The sequence below is a fragment of the Ruegeria sp. YTSC325 genome (genome assembly GCF_059609525.1).
In genome coordinates, this window is record NZ_JBXWLY010000003.1 from 123,967 (window position 1) to 150,946 (window position 26,980).

The 26,980-nt window shown below is 56.4% G+C and carries 22 protein-coding genes; 16 read left to right on the forward strand and 6 right to left on the reverse strand.

All coding sequences use genetic code 11. The features are described from left to right. The first annotated feature begins 1 nt into the window (after position 1). Together AC2FF7_RS05795 and AC2FF7_RS05800 are read left to right on the forward strand one after the other, a co-directional pair. Positions 2-1,471: a carboxypeptidase M32 gene (locus AC2FF7_RS05795; protein ID WP_480865648.1), complete on the forward strand. Its 1,470-nt coding sequence runs from the start codon at positions 2-4 to the stop codon at positions 1,469-1,471. Positions 1,472-1,550: 79 nt separating this feature from the next. After that, positions 1,551-2,804 carry a DsbA family protein gene (locus AC2FF7_RS05800; protein ID WP_496905338.1) on the forward strand — a complete coding sequence of 418 codons (1,254 nt, stop codon included), beginning with the start codon at positions 1,551-1,553 and terminating at the stop codon, positions 2,802-2,804. A 186-nt stretch (positions 2,805-2,990) separates the two neighbouring features. Here AC2FF7_RS05800 and gyrA read toward each other — a convergent pair whose 3' ends face one another. After that, entirely contained in the window at positions 2,991-5,726 is a 2,736-nt protein-coding gene (gene gyrA, locus AC2FF7_RS05805) for a DNA gyrase subunit A (RefSeq protein ID WP_170752886.1), read from the reverse strand. A 194-nt stretch (positions 5,727-5,920) separates the two neighbouring features. On the opposite strand from gyrA, the gene AC2FF7_RS05810 reads away from it, so the two are divergent. Beyond that, positions 5,921-6,190, forward strand: a complete 270-nt coding sequence (locus AC2FF7_RS05810; RefSeq protein ID WP_170752888.1) for an usg protein — start codon at positions 5,921-5,923, stop codon at positions 6,188-6,190. A gap of 4 nt (positions 6,191-6,194) precedes the next feature. Here AC2FF7_RS05810 and AC2FF7_RS05815 read toward each other — a convergent pair whose 3' ends face one another. Continuing rightward, the gene (locus AC2FF7_RS05815) at positions 6,195-7,739 is read right to left on the reverse strand and encodes a caspase family protein (RefSeq protein ID WP_480865646.1); all 1,545 of its coding nucleotides are present in this window, start codon (positions 7,737-7,739) and stop codon (positions 6,195-6,197) included. A 159-nt stretch (positions 7,740-7,898) separates the two neighbouring features. On the opposite strand from AC2FF7_RS05815, the gene AC2FF7_RS05820 reads away from it, so the two are divergent. Next, complete coding sequence (locus AC2FF7_RS05820; protein ID WP_170354312.1) at positions 7,899-8,564, forward strand: lipid-binding SYLF domain-containing protein; 666 nt, start codon at positions 7,899-7,901, stop codon at positions 8,562-8,564. Here AC2FF7_RS05820 and AC2FF7_RS05825 read toward each other — a convergent pair. Further along, a complete protein-coding gene (locus tag AC2FF7_RS05825; RefSeq protein WP_480865645.1) occupies positions 8,561-9,514 on the reverse strand; it encodes a radical SAM protein in 954 nt (317 codons plus the stop codon). The genes AC2FF7_RS05820 and AC2FF7_RS05825 overlap by 4 nt on opposite strands. A 163-nt stretch (positions 9,515-9,677) precedes the next feature. On the opposite strand from AC2FF7_RS05825, the gene zwf reads away from it, so the two are divergent. The 12 genes from zwf to AC2FF7_RS05885 all read left to right on the forward strand — a co-directional run bounded on the left by zwf (position 9,678) and on the right by AC2FF7_RS05885 (position 23,535). Continuing rightward, positions 9,678-11,126: a glucose-6-phosphate dehydrogenase gene (gene zwf / locus AC2FF7_RS05830; RefSeq protein ID WP_480865644.1), complete on the forward strand. Its 1,449-nt coding sequence runs from the start codon at positions 9,678-9,680 to the stop codon at positions 11,124-11,126. Next, positions 11,123-11,794 carry a 6-phosphogluconolactonase gene (gene pgl / locus AC2FF7_RS05835; protein WP_170354309.1) on the forward strand — a complete coding sequence of 224 codons (672 nt, stop codon included), beginning with the start codon at positions 11,123-11,125 and terminating at the stop codon, positions 11,792-11,794. The genes zwf and pgl overlap by 4 nt, the downstream gene beginning before the upstream one ends. A 4-nt stretch (positions 11,795-11,798) precedes the next feature. Further along, complete coding sequence (gene pgi / locus AC2FF7_RS05840; RefSeq protein ID WP_480865642.1) at positions 11,799-13,406, forward strand: glucose-6-phosphate isomerase; 1,608 nt, start codon at positions 11,799-11,801, stop codon at positions 13,404-13,406. A gap of 149 nt (positions 13,407-13,555) precedes the next feature. Next, entirely contained in the window at positions 13,556-15,175 is a 1,620-nt protein-coding gene (locus AC2FF7_RS05845; RefSeq protein WP_480865641.1) for a long-chain-fatty-acid--CoA ligase, read from the forward strand. Positions 15,176-15,368: 193 nt separating this feature from the next. Continuing rightward, the gene (locus tag AC2FF7_RS05850; RefSeq protein WP_496905339.1) at positions 15,369-16,565 is read left to right on the forward strand and encodes a tyrosine-type recombinase/integrase; all 1,197 of its coding nucleotides are present in this window, start codon (positions 15,369-15,371) and stop codon (positions 16,563-16,565) included. A gap of 164 nt (positions 16,566-16,729) precedes the next feature. Then, positions 16,730-16,993, forward strand: coding sequence for a helix-turn-helix transcriptional regulator (locus AC2FF7_RS05855; RefSeq protein ID WP_496905340.1), 264 nt, complete (start codon positions 16,730-16,732; stop codon positions 16,991-16,993). A gap of 140 nt (positions 16,994-17,133) precedes the next feature. Continuing rightward, on the forward strand, positions 17,134-19,512 hold the full coding sequence (locus tag AC2FF7_RS05860) for a DUF5906 domain-containing protein (RefSeq protein ID WP_496905341.1): 2,379 nt from the start codon (positions 17,134-17,136) through the stop codon (positions 19,510-19,512). Positions 19,513-20,227: 715 nt separating this feature from the next. Beyond that, positions 20,228-20,806: a hypothetical protein gene (locus AC2FF7_RS05865; protein WP_496905342.1), complete on the forward strand. Its 579-nt coding sequence runs from the start codon at positions 20,228-20,230 to the stop codon at positions 20,804-20,806. Continuing rightward, a complete protein-coding gene (locus AC2FF7_RS05870) occupies positions 20,796-21,236 on the forward strand; it encodes a hypothetical protein (protein ID WP_496905343.1) in 441 nt (146 codons plus the stop codon). Before AC2FF7_RS05865 ends, AC2FF7_RS05870 begins: the two co-directional genes overlap by 11 nt. Before the next feature lie 2 nt (positions 21,237-21,238). Continuing rightward, positions 21,239-21,811: a hypothetical protein gene (locus AC2FF7_RS05875; RefSeq protein WP_496905344.1), complete on the forward strand. Its 573-nt coding sequence runs from the start codon at positions 21,239-21,241 to the stop codon at positions 21,809-21,811. 237 nt (positions 21,812-22,048) lie between these two features. After that, the gene (locus AC2FF7_RS05880) at positions 22,049-22,834 is read left to right on the forward strand and encodes a terminase large subunit domain-containing protein (protein WP_496905345.1); all 786 of its coding nucleotides are present in this window, start codon (positions 22,049-22,051) and stop codon (positions 22,832-22,834) included. Beyond that, positions 22,819-23,535, forward strand: coding sequence for a hypothetical protein (locus tag AC2FF7_RS05885; RefSeq protein ID WP_496905346.1), 717 nt, complete (start codon positions 22,819-22,821; stop codon positions 23,533-23,535). The genes AC2FF7_RS05880 and AC2FF7_RS05885 overlap by 16 nt, the downstream gene beginning before the upstream one ends. Before the next feature lie 149 nt (positions 23,536-23,684). Here the strand turns inward: AC2FF7_RS05885 and AC2FF7_RS05890 are convergent, their stop codons facing one another. The 3 genes from AC2FF7_RS05890 to AC2FF7_RS05900 are packed head-to-tail and all read right to left on the reverse strand — an operon-like array spanning position 23,685 to position 26,897. Beyond that, positions 23,685-24,749, reverse strand: coding sequence for a hypothetical protein (locus AC2FF7_RS05890; protein ID WP_496905347.1), 1,065 nt, complete (start codon positions 24,747-24,749; stop codon positions 23,685-23,687). Beyond that, a complete protein-coding gene (locus AC2FF7_RS05895; RefSeq protein ID WP_496905348.1) occupies positions 24,746-25,789 on the reverse strand; it encodes a hypothetical protein in 1,044 nt (347 codons plus the stop codon). Before AC2FF7_RS05895 ends, AC2FF7_RS05890 begins: the two co-directional genes overlap by 4 nt. Continuing rightward, complete coding sequence (locus tag AC2FF7_RS05900) at positions 25,773-26,897, reverse strand: hypothetical protein (RefSeq protein WP_496905349.1); 1,125 nt, start codon at positions 26,895-26,897, stop codon at positions 25,773-25,775. The genes AC2FF7_RS05895 and AC2FF7_RS05900 overlap by 17 nt, the downstream gene beginning before the upstream one ends. Between the last annotated feature and the right edge of the window lie 83 nt (positions 26,898-26,980).

Consider the following 26,980-nt stretch of genomic DNA (forward strand, 5'->3'; position numbering starts at 1 on the left):
CATGACCGCCTTTGACGACCTGATGGCCTTTCAACGGGAAACCTCGGCGCTGGGGCAGATTGCCGGGCGGCTGGGCTGGGATCAGGAAACGGTGATGCCGCGCGGAGCTGCACCGCAACGGGCCGAAGAAATGGCTGCGATCGAAGCTGTCCTACACGCTCGACGCTCTGACCCGCGCGTGGCCGAGTGGCTTGATCAGGCCGACCCGCAGGATGAAGCTGGCAAGGCGCAGATCCGAGAAATCCAGCGGTCCTATGAGCGCACGGTCAAAGTTCCCGCTGACTTGGCCAAGGCGATTGCGCGTGTCACATCCGCGGCGCAAGGCACATGGGCGCAGGCCCGTGCGGACGAGGACGTGGCGACCTTCCTTCCCGTGCTGCAAGAGGTCGTTGCCCTGAAACGCGAAGAGGGTGCGGCGCTGGCCCAAGGCGGTGATGTTTATGACGCCATGGTCGAAGATTATGAGCCCTACACCACGGGCACTCAAATTGCCGAGATATTCGACCAGATGCGCCCGCGTCTGGTGGCCCTGCGCGCCGCTGTTCTGGATCGCCCCGCGCCGCAAACCCTGACCGGCACTTTTGACGAACTGATCCAGATGCGCCTGTCGCAGAAACTGGCGACCACCTTCGGCTATGATCTGAACACGGGCCGCGTAGACAAGGCGGTGCATCCGTTCAGCTCGGGCAGTGGTCTGGATGTGCGCATCACCACCCGCACCAGCGAAACCGACCCGTTCAACTGCTTCTACTCGACTATTCATGAGGTCGGCCATGCCGCTTATGAGCAAGGCATCGATCAAGCTTATGCGCTGACCCCGCTGGGCAGTGGGGTGTCGATGGGTGTGCATGAAAGCCAAAGCCGGATTTATGAAAACCAGCTGGGCCGATCCCGCGCCTTTACAGGCTGGCTGTTCGATCAGATGACAGCGGCGTTTGGCGATTTCGGGATCAGCGACGCCGACGCATTCTATGCAACCGTCAATGGTGTCCATAACGGCTATATCCGGACCGAAGCCGATGAGGTGCAATATAACCTGCATATCATGCTGCGCTTTGATCTGGAACGCGCCTTGATGGCCGGAGACCTGCAGGTCAGCGATCTGGAAGCCGCGTGGAATGACCGTTTCAAGGCCGATTTTGGCTATGCGGTCGACAAGCCTTCGAACGGGTGTTTGCAGGATGTGCATTGGTCGGTGGGGTTGTTTGGCTATTTCCCGACCTATTCGCTGGGCAATGTCTATGCCGGGTGTCTGTATGAGGCTCTGCGCGCGTCGCTGCCCGATCTGGACGCGCAATTGGCGCAGGGCGACGCGTCCGCCGCGACCGGTTGGCTGCGCGAGAACCTGCAACGCCACGGTGGGCTGTATGCCCCACGCGAAACCATACAACGCGCCAGCGGGATCGAGCCCGAGGCCGGTCCTTTGCTGGACTATCTCGAAGCCAAATTCGGCCAGCTTTACGCGCTGTAATCCTCACGTTCTTGTGTTGAGGCATGGGAATTACCGCCTCAACCGATAAACTATCCCGGATATGTTCTGGGAGGAGCGCATGTCGTTCAGAAATAAGGTCAAATCGCACGCTGCCGTCGTCCTGACAAGCGAGGGATTGCAAAGCGCACGCCGAACGGTGCGGGAAACACGTCGACGGCTAAGCGGCACACCTCATGTCGTTCAATACTTCCACGACGTGAGCGATCCTTATTGTCACCTGAGTGTGCAACTTCTTGGCCAACTTCGCCACAAATATGACGTGCGGATCGAACCGCATCTCATGTCTCGCCCGACATCAGATATCCTGCCTGCGCCAGAACAATATCGGCACAACGTTCTGCTGGATTCTGTTAGATGGGCAAAACGATTGGGTTTGAATGCGCCGGGAAATACTTCGCCGGAAGGTCCCGTATTTGATCTGGCCGAGCGGCGGCTTGCAGCCGAGCTGAACGGGGCGGATTTTGTCAAAGCGGCTTCGCAGATTAGCCAAATGCTTTGGTCAGCCAAGGACATACCCGATGGGCCGCAGGCCGATCCGATACACGCGCGTGCAGATGGCGATCGGGCGTTGCAGGCCGCGGGGCATTACCTGGGTGGTACGGTTTCCTATGGTGGTGAATGCTATTGGGGGCCAGACCGGCTCTCCTATTTGGAAACTCGGCTTGAGACGCTTGGGCTGGGGCAAGCAAACCCGTTTATCGTGCCCGAGATCAGCGAACCCACGCTCGATGCTGCGGGACAGGAACTGGAGTTCTTCTTTTCTTTCCGCAGCCCTTATTCCTACCTCGCATTTGATCGCGTCCGGGATTTGACGGCCCGATCGAATGCGAAACTGATCCTTCGACCCGTGTTGCCGATGCTGATGCGGGGGCTTCCGGTTCCGAGTGCCAAATCGTCATACATTCTCAAGGATTGCGCCCGCGAGGCGCGACGGCTGGGCATCCCGTTTGGACGCATCAGCGACCCGTTGGGTGCGGGGGTCGAACGTGGATACGCTTTGTTGGACCATGCCGAGGCCCACGGGCGGCTGGCCGAATATTGCTCGTCCTTCATGACGGCGGTCTGGTCCAAGGGGATGGATGCCAGCACCGATGCTGGGCTGGCCTATATTGTCACGGCTGCCGGCCTGGATTGGAACGCGGCGAGGGGGCAGATTGAATCCTCACACTGGCGCGACAGGGTTGAAGCCAACCAGGCCAGACTGCAGCAAATAGGTCTTTGGGGGGTTCCTAGTTTTCACCTCGCGGGTCAAAGCGTATGGGGCCAGGATCGGCTTTGGGTTCTGGCAGACCTGTTGCGTGGCAAGGCTTAGTTTCACGGCCGAACGGATTGGAAAGACGCTGTAAATTGCCCAGAACATGATCGCGCAGGCCGCCCCCAAGCGTTTCCAAGTTGAGGTAATTCCTCAGCACATTCAGCCACAACACCAAGTTTCTCATTCAGAAAAAAAGCCCCGCAGCAAAAGGTGCGGGGCCGGATTTGTTGTTAGCAGTTTTGCCTATTCCTCGGCTTCTTCGTCACCCTGATCGGCGATCCATGCGACGCTAACGACCTCTTCGCCTTTCCCGGTGTTGAACACCCGCACGCCGCCCGCGCTGCGCGACCGGAAAGAAATGCCGTCGACCGGAACCCTGATCGACTGCCCCTTGGAGGTGGCCAGCATGATCTGATCGTCGATCTCGACCGGGAACGAGGCCACAAGCTCTCCGCCGCGCATGGCTTTGTCCATCGCCGCAACGCCCATGCCGCCACGCCCGCGCACGGGGTAGTCGTGGCTGGAACTCAGCTTGCCTGCACCGCCCTTGGTGATCGTCAGGATCAAGTTTTCGGCTGCCGACATCTCGGCGTAGCGTTCCTGCGGCAGAACACTATCTGCGTTGCCTTCCTCGTCATCGCCCTCGGCCTCATCGGTGACACCGGCCATCAGGCGGCGCATCTTGAGGTAAGCCGCGCGCTCGTCCGAGCTCGCGTCGAAGTGACGGATGATCGACATCGAAACAACCTCATCCTCGCCGTTCAGGCGCACGCCCCGCACACCAACCGAGGATCGGCTGTTGAACACCCGCACATCCGTGGACGGGAAGCGGATCGCGCGGCCGGATTTGGTAACCAGCATCACGTCGTCATCTTCGGAACAGATGCGCGCGTTGATCAGCTTGGTGTCGGCGTGCTCGTCCTCGAACTTCATGGCGATTTTGCCATTGCGCTTGACGTTGGTGAAATCCGACAGGCGGTTGCGCCGCACGGTGCCCGCGCTGGTGGCGAACATGATCTGCAGGTTTTCCCATTCCTCATCCGGCACATCCACTGGCATGATGGCTGCGATGGAGACACCGGTCGGGATCGGCAGGATATTGACGATCGCCTTGCCTTTGCCGGTGCGCCCGGATTGCGGCAGGCGCCAGGTTTTGAGCTTGTAGACCATGCCGTCCGTGGTGAAGAACAGCAGCTGCGTATGGGTGTTGGCCACGAAGAGGGTGGTGACTACGTCCTCTTCCTTGGTCTGCATTCCCGACAAGCCCTTGCCGCCACGCTTTTGCGCCCGGAAATCGGCAAGCGGCGTGCGCTTGATATAACCGCCCGAGGTGACGGTTACGACCATGTCTTCCCGCTCGATCAGGTCCTCGTCTTCCATGTCGCCCGACCAATCGACAATCTCGGTGCGACGGGGGACGGCAAACTGCTCACGGACTTCGCGCAGCTCATCGCCGATGATCGACATGATCCGTTCGCGTGAGGACAGGATATCGAGGTATTCCTTGATCTTGGCCGCCAGTTGCTCCAGCTCGTCCGTGACCTCTTTGACGCCCAGTTGGGTCAGTCGCTGCAGGCGCAGTTCCAGAATGGCGCGGGCCTGAACCTCGGTCAGGTTATAGGTGCCGTCGTCGTTCATCTTGGACAGAGGATCGTCGATCAGACGCAGGTAGCCCTCGATCTCGGCCGCAGGCCAGCGGCGCGTCATCAGTTTCTCGCGCGCCTCAGCCGCGTCAGCCGACGAACGGATGGTGGCAACCACTTCGTCTACGTTCGAAACGGCCACAGCCAGGCCACACAGGATATGGCTGCGTTCGCGCGCTTTGCGCAGGTCATAGGCGGTACGGCGGGCGACGACGTCTTCGCGGAAGTCGATGAATGACGTCAGGAACCGGCGCAGGGTCAGTTGCTCGGGCCGCCCACCGTTCAGGGCCAGCATGTTACAGCCGAACGATGTCTGCATCGGCGAGAAACGATAAAGCTGGTTCAGCACCACCTCGGGCGTCGCGTCGCGCTTGAGTTCCACCACGACGCGCACGCCGTTGCGGTCGGATTCGTCCTGCACATGGGCCACGCCTTCAATGCGTTTTTCACGCACCGCCTCGGCGATCTTTTCGATCATCGAGGCCTTGTTCACCTGATAGGGAATCTCATCCACGACGATGGCGTAGCGGTCCTTGCGTAACTCTTCCACGCGGGTCTTGGCGCGGATGATGACGCTGCCGCGTCCTTCCAGATAAGCTTTGCGCGCACCGGACCGACCCAGCATGACACCGCCGGTCGGGAAATCAGGGCCGGGGACGTATTCGATCAGTTGCTCCGACGTCAGGTCCGGATCGTCGATCAGCGCCAGCGTGGCGTCGACCACCTCACCTAGATTGTGCGGAGGGATATTCGTCGCCATACCCACGGCGATACCGCCGGCACCATTGACCAGCATGTTCGGGAACCGGGCGGGCAGGACGGTCGGCTCTTTATCCTTACCGTCGTAGTTGTCCTGAAAATCGACCGTCTCTTTTTCGATATCGGCCAGCAGAGAGGCGGCGGGCTTGTCCATCCGCACTTCGGTATATCGCATGGCCGCCGGGTTATCGCCGTCCATCGAGCCAAAGTTGCCCTGACCGTCAAGCAGTGGCAGCGACATCGAGAAATCCTGCGCCATCCGCACCAGCGCGTCATAAATCGCGCTGTCACCGTGCGGGTGGTATTTACCCATCACATCGCCGACCGGACGGGCCGATTTGCGATAGGCCTTGTCATGCGTGTTGCCGGTTTCGTGCATCGCATACAGAATCCGCCGGTGCACCGGTTTCAGCCCGTCGCGCAGATCAGGGATCGCGCGGCTGACGATGACCGACATGGCATAATCCAGATAGGACGTGCGCATCTCGGATTCGATAGACACCGTCGGACCGTCATAAACGGGGCGCTCGGGCGGGGTTTCATCCATGTTTTCTGGGGTTTCTGGCGTATCGCTCACGTAAACTGCCCGATCTTTAGCTTGGGTCTATATCTTGTGGATGCACTCTATCAGACCCGGCACATAAGGTGCAAGCAAGCTGATCATTTCCGCCGAAAAAGCCAGGGTAACAGTTGGGTAACATATTGTTATCCAAGTATTAGGTGGTTTCCGTGCTACCCTAAAGAGACCTTGCAATAAACTTGGAGGTCTGAATGACGCAAAGCGAAACCGAATTGATGCTGAAAGGGTACGGGCTGACAACGGCGGAATTCTTCTATCACATGCCCGACTATATCCACGTCCTGAACACGTTCATCTGGCAGGATTACGATCTTGCCCCGGACCATCCGAAACTGTTCGATTTCATCGAATTCTGGCAGCGTGAGATCGACGGCCCGCTGCATTCCGTGCGCTATACGCATCGCAAGATGATCGCGCCGGGCGAATGGCGCAACATGGTGGGTGAGTTTCGAGTAAACTAGCGGATCAGCCGACCCGCCATGCATAGACTGAGCAGCCGGTTGAACCGCTGCCTGTAAAGCTGTTGCCATCTTCGGACAGGCGTCCACGCCAAGTCACCGTTATGCCCGGGAAGTAATCTGTACCGCTGAGTTGCTGATCGTTCAGAAAGACCACAGTGTTGGCGTTCTGTCCCAATGAATCAGTGAGGCTTCCGGTAAACTTATTCCCGCCCGCGTTGGCATAATTGATTGATCCCGTAACCTTGATGACCAAGGCGCAGGTCGCTTTGTATTTCCAGCTTCCGGTCAGGGTCACAGCCGGTGCTGTCGGTGTTCGGGCAGAGGCCACGGCTTTGCAAACCGTTCCGCTTTTTGCGTCAAGCTCCTCGAGCGCGTGTTTCGTGCCCAGATCATCAGCGCCCAGCTCCGAGCCACTGGCGGACAGATAGTTGGCAAAAGCGCGTCGGGTCCTGGGGCCGGCGATTCCGTCCGCTCCACCGGCGCTACATCCAAGCCTGTTCAATGCAGCTTGTGTTTCGCGCATGACCTTAATGTCATCGGAAACAACTGGCAGCTCATTGTCGAAGGGAACAGTGTCATCGGTCTGCGTTAAGGTATCTGAGCTGACCAAAACCTCTCGGAGTTGCAGTGCAACTTGATAGGAATAGTCATCAGATTGATCCGAGTAGTTTTCAAGAAACGTGTCGAAAGCGGCAATCGTGCCGACGGACCGCGCAATGCTAAGATCGGCGCGAATATCCGTTGCGGGCGCCGCTGCGGCTGCTGTTGTCTCCAGAGCGGCGGGCGTGAAATAGAAATCACCCAGCAATTCGTCATAATACGCAGGGACTTGGTTATGCTGAACGGTCCGGGAAAGGTCGCGCACTTCGGTGCGCAGGTCGGCGACCATACTGCGCAATTCCAGCCCGGGTTCTGACAGACGCGGCAGCAGGGCGCGGGTGAACACCGAGTTTTGCGCCGCGTCCTCATCGCTCAGCCGGTCCAGGGCCATCTGGCCAGCGCCAGCCGAGAAAATCACAAACATCCCTTGCGGTGTGTTGATCCGACCAAGACCACGTGTTCCGCCGATGCTGCGCCCATTCGTCGTTTCAAAAGGGTTGTCGCGGCATGCATCGATGATCGCGATAGAAGTTCGCGCACCAGTGGCGCGCACACGATCCAACAGGCTCGACAGGGCTATGGACTCGGCTTTTACAAAGCCGGTCTCGCCGGACGTGGGGGTTACAATGTCGGTCGGCAGCAGATAATTCTCTCCGTCGATTTCAACGCCATGTCCTGCGAAGAAAACAAACGCGGTATCGCCCGCATCCAGTCGAGATGTGAATTCTGAAATGCGCTGATTCATGCCGCGACGATCAAGGTTGAGGCCGGTGATTGTCTGGAAGCCCAAACCTTGCAGTTTTTCCGAAACTGCCTCGGCATCGGCCACGGCCTTTTGCAAATCGACCACCGTATCGTAGCTGTCATTTCCGATGACGAGGGCCAGACGCTCTTGCGCGAACAAGGGCATGCCAATGACCGCAAACCAAACGATCCAAAACCATTTCATCCGGGCTACCTTTCATAAGTCGACCTGCGGAAAACATAGCGTGTAGCAGTGAAAAGGTCAGTGACTTCGATTACATTGCCTTGTCGGGCATGGATCGTAGATTTTGAAGCGTGTTTGCTTATGATCTGTTCTAAAGAGTGACCGTTCGAGGAGGAGCAGATGAACAGGTTAAGTTTCGTGATCGCAGTCGCGACCATGTTGGGCAGTCCGGTTTTGGCGGACGGCATAATGGGAAACCTAAAAAAAGGCGCGGAAAAGGTCGGGCAAACTGTCGGCAAAGGTGTCGATGCTGTCGGTGATACCGTAGATTCGACCACTGAACTTTTGTCAAACGAGGCCACACCGGAAGAAACGCGTGCCAAGTTAGACGCTATGGCCAGCCAGATCTTGAACCAGCTCATGGTCGAAAACCCACAGGCTCAGGCGCTATATGACGTTAGCGCAGGGTATGCTGTGTTTGATTCCCGTAAAATCACTGTATTCCCGGTTGCCGCAGGTTACGGGCGTGGGGTGGCCGTTTCGAAAGAAACGGGCGAGCACACCTACATGAACATGGGCACGGGCGGTGTAGGAGCTGCGCTTGGCATTGGCGGATTTGAAACGAAATATGTGATCCTGTTCGAAACTCAGGCAGATTTGGACAAGTTTATCGACCAAGGATACGATGCAACTGCAGAAGCCGAAGCCATGCACGGCTACGAAAAAGAGGGCGACACCCTGCGTTTTACCGATGGGCGGTCATTCTTTGTGCTCAGTAAAAAAGGCTGGCGCGTGTCCGCAGGGGCTTCGGGAACAAAATACTGGAAGTCTCCTGAACTGAACTAGCCTGAACAGCTCGCACCACCCAACACGCAAAACTTGGCGCAATGAGGATGGTTCAGATGCACGTCCGCTTCGGCTTCGGCCAGAGTGGACCCCATTTCGAACTCGGGCTCATACGCCAACAAGGTGCAGGCCAGAACCGCGGGCTTTTCCGCGCCTTTGCGTTTCACGACCATCCGCGCATTTGAACACATGACGGCTTCGGGGGATTTGTCCAGAATGCCCCAACAAGCTGTTGTGATCTCGGGTACTTCGATGGTTTCATCCATTTCGGGGAACAGAACGGTTTGAGCCGGGTTCTGCGCGTCAATGTCAAAACCGTGTTGCTGGAAGAATGACGCAAATCCGGTCCGGCTGTCAGCATCACTGTCGCCCCACACGGTACGACCGGCAACTGCCATCTGAAACCCGTTGTCGCGCAACCACTCCATTCCGGTTACAGTCTTGGCAAAGCTGCCTTTGCCGCGCTCCTCATCATGCAGGGCAGGGTTGTAGTGGTCGACGGAAATCCGAAGGGTCAGCTTATCCCCATAATCCTGCTGCAACGCCAGCAGTCCGTCGCGCATCTTCCGGCGCATCATTGGCACCATCGCATTGGTCAGAATCAAAACCTCATAACCGCGTTCAAGAGCGGCGCGGGTCATGTCGATCATCTCGGGGTTCATGAACGGCTCGCCGCCGGTAAAGCCGATCTCGCGTATGGGCCAGTTTCGCTGCTCGATCTGGTCCAGATAGTCGCGCACGTCGTCAGCAGTGATATAGACCAGCGCGTCATTGGTCGGGCTGCTGAGGATATAGCAGTTCTGGCATTCGATGTTGCACAAGGTACCAGTGTTGAACCACAACGTTTCGGGGTTCTTCAACGCCACCGTCGCACGGGTTTGCCCGTCCGCCGTTACCAACTTGTCTTGAAATTTGCCGATATTGGCGCTGCTTGGGGCGTTGTCTTTCATTCCGGTATCCGGTTCTTTGAAGTCATGTCACTGAATTAGCTGTTTGATATGGGTTCGTTAAGTGCGACATCAACGACCTGACAAAGTTTTGAAGATGAGGATAATGGCCTCGATGGTTGCGCTAACATTGGACATAACCCAGAGGGCAAGGTAAGGAAAACACATGGTTTCTCGTGTTATCCCTGTTGATCCGTTCGACCTGGTCATATTTGGCGGAACCGGTGATCTTGCGCAGCGCAAGATCCTGCCGGCGCTGTTTCGCCGGTTTTACGCCGGGCAATGGGCCGAGGGCGCGCAACTCATCGGGGCTGCGCGGACCAATTATGACAGCGTTTCGTTTCGTAAAGTCGTCCGCGAATCGCTTTTGAAATTCGCTGCAAAGCAGTGCAAAAACGGTCCTGCGTTGGAGGCATTTTTACAGCGTATCGATTATGTCGCGCTTGACGGTTCGTCAAAGGATGGGTGGGCGCAATTGGCGGACAAGCTCCAACCCGATCGGGTCCGGGCGTTCTACTTTTCAGTAGGGCCAAACTTGTTCGGACCCTTGGCTGAGAGGATCGAGGCTCATGACCTGATTTCACCATTGACGCGGATCGTGGTGGAAAAGCCTTTTGGCCATGATCTGGCCAGTGCTCAGGCGCTGAACGCGACTTTGGCCGCTTATTTCTCGGAAAAACAGATTTACCGGATCGATCACTACCTTGGAAAAGAGACGGTCCAGAACCTGATGGCCGTGCGCTTTGGAAACATGCTGTTCGAACCGCTCTGGAACAGTCAATATGTCGATCACATCCAGATAACGGTGGCCGAGTCCGTCGGGATTGACGGGCGCGAAGAGTATTACGAGCGCGCGGGTGCGATGCGTGACATGATGCAGAACCACCTCATGCAGCTGTTGTGCCTAATCGCGATGGAGCCTCCGGCGAAGTTTGACCCCGACGCCGTGCGGGACGAAAAACTCAAGGTAATCCGCGCTCTGGACCCGGTCGAGCCGCACCATATCGTTCGCGGCCAGTTCGAGGATGAAGATACCGGGTATCGCCAAATCGTAGGCAATCCGCGCTCGACCACGGAAAGCTATGTGGCGCTGAAGGCGCATGTCAGCAATTGGCGATGGGCGGGCACTCCATTCTATTTGCGCACCGGCAAGCGGTTGGTCGCGCGGTCTTCGGTGATCAACGTAATGTTCAAGGACGCGCCGCACTCGATCTTTGGCGCTGACGCCGGCCGGCACGCGAATGTCTTGTCAATCCGGTTGCAACCAAACGAAGGCATTACCTTGAAGGTGACGATCAAAGAGCCGGGGCCGGGCGGTATGCGTTTGGTCGACGTGCCGCTGGACATGAGTTTTGCCGAGGCATTGGGGCCGGAAAATCAGGACCCACCCGACGCGTATGAGCGGTTGGTGATGGACGTCATACGCGGCAACCAGACCCTGTTCATGCGCGGCGATGAGGTCGAGGCCGCATGGGCGTGGACCGATCCGGTTATTGCAGGTTGGCAGGCGCGCGGCGATGTGCCGAAACCATATGATAGTGGCAGCACAGGTCCGGGCGACGCCGAGCTGCTGATGAAACGAGACGGTCGCCGCTGGCAAGGAATAAACCCATGAAAATTCAGGAATACCCCGACCGGGACATGCTGGCTATCGACGTTGCCAACGCGTTGGCCGGAGAGCTTGAGGCCGCCTTGCTGCACCATGACATGGTCTCGTTCGCGGTGCCCGGCGGCACCACGCCGGGGCCGATCTTTGACGGATTGTGCGCCGCTGATCTGGAGTGGGACCGCGTTCGCATCCTGCCCACCGATGAACGCTGCGTCCCCGGTGACAGCGAGCGTTCGAATGAACGACTGATCCGTCAACGCTTGCTGACAAATCGCGCTTCGGTCGCGCAATATGTTCCCCTGTATGTCGACGGTAAAGACCCGGACGCAGTTCTGCCCGAGATCGAAAGCCTTATCTCCCCGGTTCTGCCCTTGTCTGTCCTGGTTCTGGGCATGGGCGAGGACATGCACACTGCCTCGCTGTTTCCGGGGATGGAGGGGCTTGCCGCTGCCTTGGACAGTCACGCACCGCCGCTGGCCGTTGCGCGTACACAGACCCAGCCCGAGGCACGCATTTCGCTGACGGCACCCGTACTGGACGGAGCGCTGTCCAAGCATCTGGTTATTTTCGGCGCGGCCAAGCGTGACGCTTTGAACAAGGCGATGGCCTTGCCACCGGAAGAGGCACCGATTGGTGCTGTTCTCAGCGGTATGACAGTTCATTGGGCGGAGTGAGACGATGAAACTGGATGATCTCAAGAGCCTGTCGGACGACAGTAAGACCATTCTGCAGCTGTTCGATCTGCACCCCGACCGGGCGCAGGCGTTTTCAGCCTCGACCGGTGATTTGTTGTTCGACTATTCCAAGACCCAGATTGACGCCGATATTCGCACAGCTCTGATCGGTCTTTGCGACCAATCGAATCTGGCTGATCGTCGTGATGCCATGTTCTCGGGCGCTAAGATCAACGAAACCGAAGGCCGTGCGGTTTTGCATACAGCGCTGCGTAACCTCGACGGTGGCCCGGTCGAGGTCGACGGGCTGGATGTCATGCCCGACGTTCTGGACACTCTGCAACGAATGCGGGTCTTTGCGGAAGAAGTGCGTGGGGGAACCTGTGCTGGGGCAGGGGGCAGTTTTACAGATGTGGTGAATATCGGCATTGGCGGGTCCGATTTGGGACCGGTGATGGCGACGCATGCGCTGTCGCCGTATCACGACGGCCCTCGGCTACACTATGTATCCAATGTGGATGGGGCGCATATCGCAGATATTCTGCGCCAGCTGGACCCGACGCGTACTCTGGTGATTGTGGCCTCGAAAACCTTCACAACGATCGAAACCATGACCAATGCCCGCACGGCACGGGCTTGGATGTCCGAGGGGGGCGGCGATCCGGCACGCCAATTCGCTGCCGTCTCAAGCGCCATGGACAAAACCCGGGCCTTTGGCATTCCCGAAGAGCGCGTGTTCGGGTTTGCCGATTGGGTCGGCGGGCGATACTCGGTTTGGGGGCCGGTGGGCTTGCCGGTGATGATCGCCGTGGGATCGAACGCGTTTGATGCATTCCTGCGCGGCGCTCGGTCGATGGACGTTCATTTCCGAGCCGCCGATTGGATCGAGAATATGCCTGTTATGCTGGCCCTTGTGGGCATCTGGCATCGGCAAATTCTGGGGCACGCCAGCCGAGCGGTTTTGCCCTACGATCAACGTCTTCTGCGTCTGCCCGCCTATTTCCAACAGCTTGAGATGGAGTCGAACGGCAAATCCGTCGCGATGGATGGTTCAACCTTGGATGTACCATCGGGGCCTGTGGTCTGGGGGGAACCCGGAACCAACGGTCAGCATGCCTTTTACCAACTGATCCACCAAGGCACCGACGTGATCCCGTGCGAGTTCATGGTCGCAGCCCAAGGGCACGAGCCTGAATTGGCCCATCATCATCGCTTGTTGCTGTCCAACTGTCTGGCGCAATCCGAGGCGTTAATGCGAGGTCGATCCTTAGAGGAGGCGCGAAACCGGATGGCCGCCAAGGGGCTGGACGGGGCCGAGCTAGAACGTCAGGCGCGCCACCGTGTCTTTCCCGGTAATCGTCCGTCGACCACGTTGATCTATCCGCAGCTTACACCATTTGTACTGGGTCAGATCATTGCGCTTTATGAACACCGCGTCTTTGTCGAAGGTGTTCTGCTGGGTATCAACTCGTTCGATCAATGGGGTGTCGAACTGGGTAAAGAGCTTGCGACTTCGCTGGGTCCGATCGTGGACGGAGAGGAAGACACCGCTGGAAAAGACGGTTCGACTGCCGCTTTGGTCGAATACGCGTTGCGACACCGGGCTGAGTAACCCTCTGCTTGCCGCCGTGCGGGCGCATAAACTTGTTGTAAGGCAACGGATTGCTTGGCAGGGTTTTCCCAATCACTTGGTCTTTCAACTGGCCGAGCTAATATGTGGTGCCGCCGACAAGAAGCGGTATCAATAAAGGGAGGATGTCCATGCTAGGACAAATGATGACGCAGCCGCTGCTGATCTCGTCGCTCATTGTGCACGCGGATCGGTACCACGGCCAAACCGAGATCATCTCGGTCGAGACAGACGGGTCGGTGACCGAAAGCAACTGGTCACAAGTGTCCAAGAACGCGCGCAAGCTGGCGTCGGCGCTGACGGCACTGGGGCTAGAGCCTCAAGCGCGGATCGGTACACTGGCATGGAACAATCGTCGGCATCTTGAAATCTATTATGGAACCTCTGGTGCCGGGTTTGTCTGTCATACGATCAACCCCCGCCTTTTCCCTGAACAGCTGACTTACATCATCAACCACGCGCAGGACCGTGCGCTGTTCTTCGACGCGACCTTTATTCCTCTGGTCGCGGCGTTGAAGGATCATCTGACCGAGGTCGAACACTTTGTTCTGATGGGACCGCGAAACGAGGATGTGATTGCCCAAGTCCCCGGTGTTCAGTTTTATGACGAGCTGATCGAGACAGGTGATGCGGGCTTCGAATGGCCGAGTTTTGACGAAAACACCGCATCCAGCCTGTGTTACACCTCTGGCACGACCGGAAACCCCAAAGGGGTGCTTTATTCCCATCGCTCGACTGTGCTGCATAGCTTTGGTTCAAACACGCGCGACGTGATCGGGTATTCGGCGATGGATGTGGTCATGCCTGTAGTGCCGATGTTCCATGTGAACGCGTGGGGCTCACCCTATGCTTGCGCCATGTCGGGGTCTCGCATGGTTCTGCCTGGGCCGGATCTGCATGGTGAAGCATTAGTCAAGCTGATCGACGCTTATGGTGTCACGCTTGCAATGGGGGTTCCGACGATCTGGCAGGGCTTGTTGGCCTATGCACAGAAATCGGGCAGCAAGTTAGACAGCCTTGAACGTACTGTGATCGGCGGCGCCGCGTGCCCACCGTCGATGATTGAGACATTCCGCGAAACCTATGGCGTGGACACGGTTCATGCTTGGGGCATGAGCGAAATGAGCCCGCTTGGAACCGCGAATTACCCCTTGGCAAAGCATGGTGACCTGCCAATCGAAGAACAACACAAGCTGCGCGAAAGCCAAGGACGCCCGTGTTATGGGGTCGAACTGAAGATCGTGGACGATGACGGGAACGAACTTCCAAATGATGGAGAAACGCAAGGTGACCTGATGGTGCGCGGCCATTGGGTTTTGGATAACTATTTCCAGATGCAGGATGATGATCTGCTGCAGGATGGTTGGTTTGCTACTGGCGATGTCGCCACGCTGGACCCAGACGGTTACATGACCATTCGGGACCGATCCAAAGACATCATCAAGTCGGGTGGCGAGTGGATCAGTTCGGTTGAGCTGGAAAACATCGCCGTGGCTCATCCCAAACTGGCTACGGCTGCCGTCATTGGCGTTCCCCACCCGAAATGGGATGAACGCCCTTTACTTGTTGCGGTCAAGGCTGAAGGCCAAGACCCGAGTGAAGATGAGCTGTTGGCGTTTTTTGACGGTAAGATTGCCAAATGGCAGGTGCCGGACAAGGTGGTCTTTGTGGATGCACTGCCGCTGAACGCGACGGGAAAGGTGCTTAAACGCAATCTGCGCGCAGATTTCGAAAACGCACTGACAGCTTAGGTCCGTAGAACTAGAGAGAATGGCTCCGGCGGTAGGGATCGAACCTACGACCAATTGATTAACAGAGAACAACCATGAGTTGTGGTTGAGCGGGTTTGATCGGGTAAACCACTGCAAAACATAGAAAAATAACGTTCCACCTCAATCTCCGGTTGGGCGCTTGGTGGGTTAGGTCGTATTACGTCAGGAACGAATGTTGCAGAAACTGTTGCAGAGCCCCGATATGCCCAATTACGCCAATCTACGTTCACGCCCAAAGATTAAGTCAATCAAACCATCGACTTGTGACACGACCTTCTATCGTCACGACGGCGATGCCTTCCAAGGTTTGCGCCTTGCCGTCGGCGCACAGACCAAGACATGGGTCATGTCGAAACGGATCAATGGCAAGGTTCGCTCGATCACGGTTGGGCGTTGGCCTGAAATCGCCAACGGTGACGCGGCGATGGACATCGCGCGGGAGAAAATCGCCGCCCTCGAAGCCGGAACGGATGCCGCTGCGACGCAGGTCGTGACGCTAATGGACGCGTTCGAGTCCCACATTGCCCGGTCGTCGGCGAAACCCGAGACCAAGGACAACTACCGCCTCCAGATCAGAAACCATCTCGCCGACCTGTTCGACAAACCTGTTGAACGGATTACGCTGCCGATGCTCGAGAACGCGATCAAAGGCAAGACGCCATCGACTGCGCTGCACTTGGCCCAAATCATCCGCATGGCGTTCCGTCGGGCATCCACCTTGCGGCGTTGCTTCGATGTGTCCGCCGACCTGAAGGTCATGGAGAAGCACAAACCCGCGAGTCATGTGCTGTTCGACCCGCAGGAGACGTGGCCCGCGCTCGACCTCATCATGGGGCGACGTAGCCTTGTCCATCGAACCGCATGGCTGACGATGTTGTTCACCGGCTTTAGGTCCCTCAACACGCGCACGCTGACATGGGATCAGGTCGACTTGGAGCGCAAGACCATCACACTCAACGAAATGAAGAACGGCCTGACTCGAACATTTCCCGTCGCAGACGTTCTGATCGAGGCGCTGACGAGCCTTCCGCACCGCGAGGGGTATGTGTTCCCGGCAGAGTCACGCACCGGGCACATTCACCAGCTGATGGCCTTCACGAAGACTGTGGGGAAGGGGAGGAAGGCGAAAGAGGTCAAAGTCTTGCGTCAACACGATTGCCGCCGCCTGTTTACGACCGCAGCACGCCGTGCTCGGTTGCCCGACTACATCATAAATGAGTTGCGTGGCGATACCCCAAAGAGCGTGCAGGACATTTACGATCAAGGTTCGGCCAACCATCAAGACGCGAACAAGATCGCCGAGTGCATCATTGCGGAGTGCGGTCTAACACCTGATTTCGTACTTGATCGGATCAAAAGCGGCGCATAGTCGTTAACACATAACATGCCCCATCTCGCACGCGTCCTTCCGTGAGATGAGGCCGTGATGCAGAGTCAGGATTATCGCCCGCGAATGGGCCCTAAGCAAATGCGATCCTGAGCGCGAAGGCATAAGCACACGGTCAACGGCTTCATTCTGAAAGGATGAAACCCTTGACAGAGACTGAACTCTCGAACGAATTGCGCGCCTTGCGCGAAAAGATAGGCCAAATTTCAGATCAATTGGTTCGCATCGGTGTCGGCCCAAAACTCATGAACACTCCTGAGTGCGCGGAATTTCTGGGCGTGGGCAAGGACATTGTTTTCGAGTGGCGCAAAAAAGGGATGGGGCCTCCGTACCTGTCAATCACCGAACGGACCCTGAGATATGATCGTGATGCTGTGCTCGAATGGGCGCGGTCGCATGAAGTGAAATAATCGGAGCGAGGGCGGACTCCTCGCTCCGGTCAAGCGTGTCACGAAGTATTTGGAATAGCCAAATTATAGCGGTTTTCGAGACATGCCAAAACCATGGATTTAGGAGATCGCCATCGCTCTCTTGCAGAAGAGAGAATGCAATGGCTTACGAAAAACTGTTTGCAGGCAACCAGGAGCGGTACCTGACGTTCAACCCTGCGACACTCAAGGTACGCGAAGAAGACGGAAAGATGGTCCCTGACTATCGCACTGTGAAACGCGAAGTGTCGGAAAAGCTTTGGCGACAACATCTCGATGGTGTCGCACCGCTAGGGCTGTCACCGCTGCGTGACGGCAAAGTGAAATGGGGTGCGATCGACATCGATGTCTATCCGTGCTTCGAAACCGAAGAAAAGTTGCTCGATTTCTTTAAAGCTTGGCGCGATCCGTGCTTGGTTGCTCGGTCCAAATCTGGCGGCGTCCATATCATCGCCTTTACCAAGGATTGGGTCGATGCGGAAGTTATGCGCAGATATTTAGCCGCCAAACGGGATACGGTTTTGTCCTCTGAGTTGCTCGAATTCGCAACCGAGACTTTCCCTAAGCAAACGGATGGCAATGGCTCCCAGATGAACCTACCTCAATTCGGGAATGATCGTCCCGTCTTGGCATGGCAGGCGGCATCCATCGTTCATCACTGCAACTCGACAACCAAATATGGCACCGAAATTGGAGTCGACTGGGAGGCCGTTGAGCAGCAGTGTTTCGTCCGAGAGGCGCACATGGCATCTGTCTCTATTGCTGCTCTGACCAAAACACCGAAGCGCCAGGCCAAGCGGAGAGAAAAGAAAAGCTACGCAGGCGGTTTCAAACGTCCAACGAGCGGGCGCGGTGTAGAGGGGCGCAACAGCTACCTCTACCATTGCGGAGCGTCGGCGCGGGCGCGCGGGGCTGACGACGATGAAGTAGACGAGATCATTCGATCCATAAATGAAGAATGGGCGAACCCTTCAAACGGCTTCACAACCAAAGGATCAATCAAAAACGAGAAGCGATTGGCTACCGTCATCGGTCAGGTGCAGAAGTTGCCACAGGGGGAGGTCGCCGACTTGGCATTCGACGTGGTCGAGCGCATCAATTCAGAATGGGCGCTCATGTTCGTTGATGGGTCGGTTGAGGTATTGAATACGGTTAAAGAGCAGCCGTTTTCCCTTTCCGCCTTCCAACTCAAACTGCGACCTTACAAACTGCGCGGCAAAGAGGTATCGGACCTCTGGCTCGATGATCCTGACCGTCGCGAGTACGATGGGTATGTGATCGAAGCGCCCGACTATGACGGTGACGGGTACAACATCTTCCAAGGGTGGAAAGTCGAACCCACAACCGGCGACGCGTCTCTTTGGGTGCAATACATTCGAGACATCCTTTGCTCTGGTGATGATGCTCTTGCCCATTGGATAATGACGTTCCTTGCCGACGCGGTACAACGCCCATGGTCGAAACATCCAGGCACAGCGCTCGCTCTGCGAGGCGGACAAGGTGGAGGAAAGTCATTCCTCGGCAAGGCAATGCGCACAATACTACGCAAAGAGCAGATCGCCGAGTTCGCACAATCGGATCGTCTTCTTTCTCAGTTCAACCGTTCCATGTTCGGGGCGACGTTCATTCTCGCTGAAGAATCCTTCTTCGCGGGTTCGCGCAAATTGGCTTCGGCGTCAAAAGCACTGGTCGAGGCGGATACTTGGACCTACGAGCAAAAGTATCTCGCATCGTTCGAAGGCAAGAATGTCCACCGCGTGATCGCGACCACCAACGAAGATCAGGCAGTGCATGTCGACTTCGACGACCGCCGTTGGACCGTTGTGGAAGTGCCCACAATGTTCGGCGACGAAACCAGGCAGGAGAGTTTCAGATTTTGGGAACCGTATTACGATCTGATCCGCAATGATCCCGGCGCGGTTTTGCGCTACCTTCTCGAGTATGATGTCGACCAAAACCTGATCCGTGCCCCGTGGGTGACGGCGGCGAAGGCGTCGGACAAGATCACGTCTGATCCTGTGGTCGCTCTCATGGATGACATTGCACAGAATGGCTACTGCCCCGACGACCTACGCGGTGATGGTCGCATCTCGACCGCGACGCTTGCGCGGGAGGTGTATTCCCGGGGTTCCTCACGGATGGATGCACCCCGTCGGTTCGCCAACCAGGTGCGTGACAAATTTGGTGGTGAAACAGACGCGAACTGTATCCACATCGAGCGGGTCGATTATAGGCAAACGCCTGACGGTATTCTGACGCCTTTCGTGATCAAGCGGACGGACCGTTCAGGCGTGCAGCTTCCATCGCTGGCTGAGTTTCGCCGCCTCGTGTCGAAGGTTACAGGTACGCAGTATCCTGACTGCGGTGATTGGGCGGCGTTCCCGATTGCCGATCCCGAAACGGTCAACGATATTGATCCGAATGGCGGAGATGCGGATGCGGTGTTGCAGTATTTAAAAGAGAAGGGCGCCATCGTGAAGGACGACGACATTCCATTCTAAACCCACGGTGGCGCGGTGAACTCCCAGGGGCGTCCCATGGTGGTGAAACTTTCCGTGGGACGATTTTTTGCTCGCAGTTCAATCGGTTGGTCGATTTTCCCACGTTAGCCCCGTTCCCACGGTGGTTTTCAAGAAAGCATTCTGGCTCGTTGTCGCCGATGCGCGTTGCAACGCTACTCCAATTTCAAAGTGGTTTTTCAAGAGCAGTGTGGCTTCCCTGGGAAGCGTGGGTTGATCTTAAGAAAAAGTGGTTTGCACCTCCCACGGAAGTAACCGTTGCATGGGAAGCGTGGGACGTTCCGTGGGAACGTATACTGATCGGTGCTTATCTCTCCCAGAATTCTCCGCCTGGTCGAAACGCGCCCCATCATTTCGGGCAATATTTCCCAGACTAATTGATGCTAAATCGACCGCCGCGTGTGACTGGTTCGCTTTCCAACCAAGCGGTTAGTCGAAACCATCTTCGTCTCTACAACATGGCTTGCAACAAGTGCGCGAAATCCCCTCGAAACCCTACAAGCCAACGTCAGTGTTGGGCAGTTAAAACCACTTGTTTACAAGGCTCGGCAGTACCTTTTTCTTTGGTTGCAGCACACCCGGGACGGCACCGATTGTGTTTGAGCAACGCCGACGCATTGCTCCTATCTGTTCAATCCAGATGAGCGCGACGTCAAGAGGCGTCGCGTTCGTTTTTTTGGAAAGATAGGAGGCGATTATGCCTGACGATTCAGTGGCCGCTCTGCAGGCCCTTATTAAACAGGTCGACACTCTCACCGCCCAGGTTGAAACACTCAGCGGCATTGTGACTGATCAGAATACGCGAATGGACGGCCTCCATGAGCATAATTCGCGGCTTCTCGATCAAATCAAGGATGCCAAACGCGCATCGTCAGATGCGAAGGACTCCCTGCAACAACACGCAGATGAACCGGGTGTTTACCTTACCCGTGAAGAGGCACGAGACCCGCGCAGATATGCAGAAGCGAAAGCACAAGCGCAGGCCGAAGACATCCCGCTATTCGTATTGCGCGATAATGAAGAACCGCGTGACCTCTTAACCGGCAAAGCGATCGCGCCAATTCAATCGGTCATCGTCACCTTTGACGACGAACTTGAACGTGTCAGATGGCTACGGTCGGATCAAAACACTGCGTCAGGATACGTCTCGCGCAGATTGCAAGCAGAACAAGACGGTTACCGCATAAAGACGTTCACGACGCTGGACGATCTTCCGGATCATGCCCGGACCAAATTCGAAATGTTGGAGCGCGCGGCAAATGCAAATGAAACATGAAGATAGGGCACTGCTGCAAGTTGTTGCCCACTGGGTGATGGCGCGCGGTCTCCCTGTAAACGAGGACACATGTATTCTTCCCCAATCCGTAAAAGTGAGTCCGACGGGAGCGATTTCACCGCGACCGTCAAAGCGTCAAATGCGGTTAATTCGGTTGCTGACCGAGTATTGGTCGCGTGTTCGCTGTCGCGGGCCACTCGACGACAAACTCTGGCCGGAGCGAACCACATTTGGTGATACCGCCATGTCTTCTGAACTTAAAGAATTCAATCTTGAAATTGCGTCGCAGAGCGGAAGGCAGCGGGACCGGGGTTTGTTTGTTGGGTTTGTGATCGATAGTCACGGATATGTTCTCAGATATCTTGACGACGCGCTGGAAATGTATCGCCCCAACGAAAGCGATGAAACCAACGCACTGGGAAAAACCTGATCATGCGCGGTGGCAATAAAAATTCTGGCCGGCGTGCCATCATCGACATGCGTCCGGACCGGAACGAGATCATCAAGGATATTGTGCTCAGTCGCCGGTCGCTGTCCGACATTGCGCGTCGGATCGGCTGCAATTACTCGACGGTTCAGCGGTATCGGGATGATAAAATTACCGAAGAGATGCGCCGGGAGATTTTGGCACGAGAGCGCATCCAGCGGATCGAAGCGGACACCGAGATCGTTAATCAGGATCGCTTGGATGTCGCCATGACTTATGAGTCCTTGGCCAAGCGCGTGGAACGTCTGATCTCCAAGGCGGAGCAGAACGAGGATGACGCATTTGCGCTGTCCGCGATGGAAGGATTGCGGCGCGTCTTGCGTGACATCGCGCAGGTGCAGGGCAAGTTGGCACAAAACCTCACCGTCAACGTGACGCTCGCGGAAAGCAAAGAGTGGGTCACGCTGCGCGGCATTCTGCAAAGTGTTTGTGAGGAGGTGCCTGCTGCGCGCGAACCTCTCCTTCGTCACATGCGCCACCACGTCCTAAGCGTTACCAAAGACGAGGCCGTTCTGTGACCCGTCATCGCGACTTCGGTGGTAAGCATAGATATAGCCGCTTTGCTGCATCCAAAGCTGGTTCGACAGAGTGGGTAGAGCTTCCGTCTTCGGAACGGGTGAAGCGTGACGCGGGCGGCGATCTCAATATCACGGGCAAGCATCGTGCTCGCGGGCATGTCTCGGCCTGCGACTGCAACCGTTGCTGCACTCAACTCAATGTAATCAATTCGCGCGCTCTCTATCAGAGGAGAGAGCATGCCGTTTGACAGTTTTCATAACTGGTGCCGCGGACTTGAACGTGACCTCGACCCGGCGGCAAAATTGACCCATTTCCTGCGACAGGAAATTGGCAACGCCGAGCCGGACCCTTGGCAGGTCGAGGCCCTTTCGTCGACGGCACAAACGGTCGCCTTGCTCGTTTGTCGACAAGCCGGAAAGTCCTGTGTCTTGGCAACGCGGGGCGTCCGTGAGCTCGAACGTGGTGGCACAACTATTTGTCTTGCGCCCGCAGAACGTCAGACGCGGGAGATCACTCGTAAAGTGCAACTATACCTCCGGGCGACGGATCTCGTGGTAGAGCGGGCGACACAGACGGAGATCGAATGCAGCAATGGCGGGCGGTTCATTGCTTTGCCTGCATCCGGCGCAACGATCAGGGGCTACACAGCAAATCTGCTTCTGGTCGACGAAATGGCGTACCTCCCTGGAGCTAATGGTGGAGAAGACGTCGTCGTTGCCCTATTGCCTATGCTCAAGGACGACGGACAGACCTTCTACGCAAGTACCCCATCAGGCAAAGGTAATCTGTTCGCCAGCCTGTTCCTGGATCCTAAGGACAACGTGCATCGCATCAAGGTGCCCGGTACGTCGATCCCGCGCCTTGCGCCGCGTGTCGAACGTCTTCGCACGCAATTGTCTGCTACCCGTTTTCGCCAGGAGGTGCTCTGCGAATTCTTGAGCGACGGCCATGGCTACTTCGACATCGCCGCTATCGAGAATGCCACCAGCGCGACGGAGGCAGCTATATGCCCGAGGATCTGAATCTGATCTATCTTCCAAACGGAGACGTCGTGAACAAGACCGGGCAAGACCCGGCGATCCCCGTCGTGACCGGATTTGTCAAATATTGGATTGGCGTCGATCTCGGGCAGGCCCATGATTTTAGCTCAGTATGCGTTCTCAAGGATCAACAGATACCGATTGGCGACGGCAACCGCGTCACACTTGGGCTGCGCGAGCGCACCGTGGTTTTCGCCGACAAGTTTCGTGGTGTTTCTTATGTTTCGGTTGTCGATCACCTGATCAAGCTTAGAAATGCGCCGCCTTTTGGCGGGAAATCCGAACTGGTGATCGATGGCACGAGCTTGGGTAGAGTGGTGAGCGACCTTTTGGCAGATCAGAATGTTCCGCACTCGGCAGTTCAGATGACGGGAGGTGCTGACTGGTCCCGCAAAGGGCGGTATGTGAACGCGTCCAAAACGCTGATGATCGAAAATCTCGCTGTGCTTTTTGCGTCAGGGGAATTGAAATTCGCTCACGACCTGCCTCTGAGGCGGGAGATAGAGGAGGATCTAGCCTCGTTCACCACTCAGACGACGGCGGCAGGCAATACGATAATCAGTCAATCGCGGAACGCCAATGGCCATGGTGATCTAGGCATTGGGTTGATTTGCGCAGCATTTGCGTCGCAGTATCTGACGCCTCAAAGCATTCAGGTCAGTACTCTCGCTGGACTGTACTAAGGAGCGGTAGAGCAGGGCGTGCGTTGGTGTTTTTCGTAAAGGTGCGCTGTGGTGGCGAAAACGGTCAACCGGTTTTCAAATGAGGACTTGTTCGGGATCAATCATGCATCTTTATGCACCGGGCTAGCGTTTCTCAAAGGCACGGTTTCTTAGCCTTCAAGACGTGACTGTTCGTCTTTGTCAGTGATCCAGATTCCATGTCCTGTTTCAGCGATCTTAGGCAAGGCATCGCGTACCTTGCGGACGCGAGAGGGGTTCAATCCAAAATGCCGCATCCATGTCTCTAAGCGGGAGAGGCGGCGATCCACATCCGCCACGGTCTCTGAGGATGGTTCAGTCATTTCGCAAAGTGCTCCACGTTCGCCGTCCACTCGCAGCATTGCCCAGCCACGTCCGTAGAGCTTCTGCGTGAAATCGGCTCGCGGTGCCTTCTTTTTGTGCATGATCGAGCGCAGCAGCTCGAAGTCACATGAAAATGGTTGCGAGCCGTGTATTAGGCAGCGGCCATCTTCAAGGTTTAGGTTGCGGCACTTATGACCATTGTGATCGTCCTGTAAGTCGGACCATAGTTCGACCTTCCGACCGTCAAAATCGACGACGCGCTTGCTCAGAGGATGCCCGGTAGGGACGTAGTCAGGCGGAATGTAGTCGAGCGAGAAGCGTGGGCAGCACCCGCCGCAGCCCGCGGGACAGGTGTAGCCGCGCACGATTCCAGGACTCACCCAAACGTCACGCGGTTCATACGTCTTCCCGCGCCACTCGAATTTCTCAGAAGTCAGGGCCGCGAAGTAGCTTGTGACGATCTTGTCTACGGAGTCATTCTTAGTCGAGGACCTCGGCTTGTCGGAACAATCGCCAACTTTGGTTGCTTTTGCACCGCAGGGCTCTTCATATTCGGACATGTCGGCATCGGGCACTTCGTTGCAAGAACCAAGATAGGCGACCTTTAGCGCTGGATCGCCGATCCTTCGCGCCGTTGCATAAAGACGTGCTTGATCGACCACTGCCTCGACATCTAAGGAGCGGAGTCGGTAGAATCTGTCCTTGGCCTTGACGCTGAACCGGAGGCGTAGCAGGGCACTTCGCTTCTTTGCCCCAACGTCAAGTTTTGTGGTTTTGTCGTGAACCTCAGCAAACGTGAGTTCTGTTTTCCCGGGCAAATTCGGCGCTTCACCGCCAAACAGTTGCCAGAGGTCATGTTCAGAACTGATCATCCTGGCCCCGCTCTCGGTTCAATTGCAGTGAGGCTCTTCCATGCAGGGACAAGCGCGTCCCGTGGAAAGTCGGGTGAAAAGACCGTCCCAACGACATTCTCAATCCGCTGACGGATTAGCTTGCGTACCGTCGGTTCCGGTAGTTTCTGACGGTACGTGACGTAGACATATTCGCCGTCGTTTCGTTCGCTGCACTGCTCCCAACCCTCTAAGGTCTTTGGCAACTTCGGCAATTCTTCGGCGGCTTCTTTCTGCTCCGAACTCTCTTTTCTGTTGATCAGAGTCTCGCACGACGGTTGCAGGCTTTCCTTTTCCGCTTCATCGAGCTCATCGCCTCGGCGAAACTTATCCAGCGTATCTTCAAACGTGCATAACTTGTGATCATCAGCGGCGATTTCTTTTTCAATCCGCGCGAGCTCTCGTTCGATGCGAACTTGCTCGTCAAGAAGCCGGTCTCGTTTCCGCTCGTTTGCCTTACGAGTTGCCTCAAGCTCCTTCCTCTTGATCTGAAAAAGATCATCAAGCCGGAGATCGGAATCGCCTTCGATGAGCCGCGATGTGGGAGTGCCGTTACTGCAATAGAAGAAACCGTTGCGAGGAGCGAGTTTGCCGTCAACGATCCGTGGACCCTCGGCGATCGCGATGGCGCGACCGGGATGGCCAAGATCGAACGTCGATGCACCTTCGCTACGGTGCCAGTCGTCTAGCAGCCGGACAAAATGTCCGATAACGTCCTGATGATCATATTCATTCTTGACGCTAAGATATCGATCATTTTCCCAACCGAACCTAATCTCGTCACCAACTTCGATGTTAACGGGCGGGTCCTGAAAGGTCCTGAGCAGGTCGATTGTTCTAGTCGTGAACACTGCTTTACCTTCTAAGCCGCACTTAATCTCAACGATTTGACGGTTGTTTGAAGCGTAAAGATTGCCATTGGAAAGGATGACATAGCGTTGCCATGGCGCAGCCTGAGCGAATGGACCCGTGAACTTCTTCGCCGTCTTCAGGAGATCAGTAAAATCAGGCGGCAAGCGCATGCGCGTCCTCCGCTACTGACTGAATTTCTCCTAAACTCACCAGGCTCATGGCCCGACGGTCAAGTTGAACCATTGGAAATGGTAGATACTGTTCGGCACGCTGCAAAACATGGGCTTGCTCGTGTTCCCCAAGCTCGGTCAGGTGGTTCTTGTTGTTCGGTAGCGTTCGTTTGCCGTCGAACTCGTTGCGTTCAATGGCAACATGAGCCTTGCGATAGTATGGTGTGAGCGGTGGTGCGCCAAACTGATCCGAGACACGTGGTTCGTCCCATCGAACATCAATGTCACCGTTCCCGCTGTGCGTTCGCCAAGAGGTGGAATCGCCTGAGAAAAGCCCGGCGATACTCATCATACGGTTCCCGGTCGTAGCGAGCCCGTGGCACCGGACGCCCGGTACAGCTGTATTGTGAAAAAGCGTCCAATCCTCGCGCTTGCTCTGAGCATAGTCGTTTTTTGGGGAAAGGCAGATATAGCCGTCTGCCATGGCGACAACTTCGTTCAGGCGCGAAAACGTCTCGTCCTGATGAAAGACAGGAAGGACCGGCACATCGAACTCGGAGGTCAGTTTCGCGAAGTTCGCGTCCGACTGTGCTATCGCTTCAGTTGTTTCGGTTTCGGTGGCAGGTTTTCCTTTTTCACCCGGTATCACGTCGAGGTTGATCAGGTAAATTTCGTCGAACAGGTGGGCTGCGCGCTCAAGAAAGTCGGAGTAGGAGCGAACAACTGTCTCGACAGCGCTTCGACGGCCCTTTTGCCAATCGGTGAAAGCTCCTGAGTCGAGTATGATGCGCCTAGGATAACCGGGGCCCAGGCGATTGCTCAGGCCGCGAAGCGCCTCCTCATAAGTTATCCACGACTTTGGGTCACGTCCGTGTTCCGACAGTTCCTGGCGCATTCGGGCGTCCGCGCGAGCGAGCTTACCGCTCAAGCTCGGCGTTCGGGTTAACTGATCTTCGAAAGAAAATATACCTTCCTGAAGGTCGTCAACCCAACGGAGAAGAGGCTTAAAGTGATTGGGATGCACAGAGAACAAGCGCTGACGGGCCAGTTGGTTTTCAACCACCTGGAAATCGTCATTTTCTGGTGTTCCTGATGCATAATGCAGCATCACCGCTCCCTTTCACTGAACGACGGTATTTTCTCTATGTGTCAGAACTTTGGCGAGAAATTCCGTATCGTTGGCGATATCCG

Excerpts from the sequence above, each read along its gene's own strand:
- AC2FF7_RS05795 (WP_480865648.1), top strand. The coding sequence starts at position 2 with ATGACCGCCTTTGACGACCTGATGGCCTTTCAACGGGAAACCTCGGCG.
- AC2FF7_RS05800 (WP_496905338.1), top strand. The coding sequence starts at position 1,551 with ATGTCGTTCAGAAATAAGGTCAAATCGCACGCTGCCGTCGTCCTGACA.
- AC2FF7_RS05810 (WP_170752888.1), top strand. The coding sequence starts at position 5,921 with ATGACGCAAAGCGAAACCGAATTGATGCTGAAAGGGTACGGGCTGACA.
- AC2FF7_RS05815 (WP_480865646.1), bottom strand. The coding sequence starts at position 7,739 with ATGAAATGGTTTTGGATCGTTTGGTTTGCGGTCATTGGCATGCCCTTG.
- AC2FF7_RS05820 (WP_170354312.1), top strand. The coding sequence starts at position 7,899 with ATGAACAGGTTAAGTTTCGTGATCGCAGTCGCGACCATGTTGGGCAGT.
- AC2FF7_RS05825 (WP_480865645.1), bottom strand. The coding sequence starts at position 9,514 with ATGAAAGACAACGCCCCAAGCAGCGCCAATATCGGCAAATTTCAAGAC.
- zwf (WP_480865644.1), top strand. The coding sequence starts at position 9,678 with ATGGTTTCTCGTGTTATCCCTGTTGATCCGTTCGACCTGGTCATATTT.
- pgl (WP_170354309.1), top strand. The coding sequence starts at position 11,123 with ATGAAAATTCAGGAATACCCCGACCGGGACATGCTGGCTATCGACGTT.
- pgi (WP_480865642.1), top strand. The coding sequence starts at position 11,799 with ATGAAACTGGATGATCTCAAGAGCCTGTCGGACGACAGTAAGACCATT.
- AC2FF7_RS05845 (WP_480865641.1), top strand. The coding sequence starts at position 13,556 with ATGCTAGGACAAATGATGACGCAGCCGCTGCTGATCTCGTCGCTCATT.
- AC2FF7_RS05850 (WP_496905339.1), top strand. The coding sequence starts at position 15,369 with ATGTTGCAGAAACTGTTGCAGAGCCCCGATATGCCCAATTACGCCAAT.
- AC2FF7_RS05860 (WP_496905341.1), top strand. The coding sequence starts at position 17,134 with ATGGCTTACGAAAAACTGTTTGCAGGCAACCAGGAGCGGTACCTGACG.
- AC2FF7_RS05865 (WP_496905342.1), top strand. The coding sequence starts at position 20,228 with ATGCCTGACGATTCAGTGGCCGCTCTGCAGGCCCTTATTAAACAGGTC.
- AC2FF7_RS05870 (WP_496905343.1), top strand. The coding sequence starts at position 20,796 with ATGAAACATGAAGATAGGGCACTGCTGCAAGTTGTTGCCCACTGGGTG.
- AC2FF7_RS05875 (WP_496905344.1), top strand. The coding sequence starts at position 21,239 with ATGCGCGGTGGCAATAAAAATTCTGGCCGGCGTGCCATCATCGACATG.
- AC2FF7_RS05880 (WP_496905345.1), top strand. The coding sequence starts at position 22,049 with ATGCCGTTTGACAGTTTTCATAACTGGTGCCGCGGACTTGAACGTGAC.
- AC2FF7_RS05885 (WP_496905346.1), top strand. The coding sequence starts at position 22,819 with ATGCCCGAGGATCTGAATCTGATCTATCTTCCAAACGGAGACGTCGTG.
- AC2FF7_RS05890 (WP_496905347.1), bottom strand. The coding sequence starts at position 24,749 with ATGATCAGTTCTGAACATGACCTCTGGCAACTGTTTGGCGGTGAAGCG.
- AC2FF7_RS05895 (WP_496905348.1), bottom strand. The coding sequence starts at position 25,789 with ATGCGCTTGCCGCCTGATTTTACTGATCTCCTGAAGACGGCGAAGAAG.
- AC2FF7_RS05900 (WP_496905349.1), bottom strand. The coding sequence starts at position 26,897 with ATGCTGCATTATGCATCAGGAACACCAGAAAATGACGATTTCCAGGTG.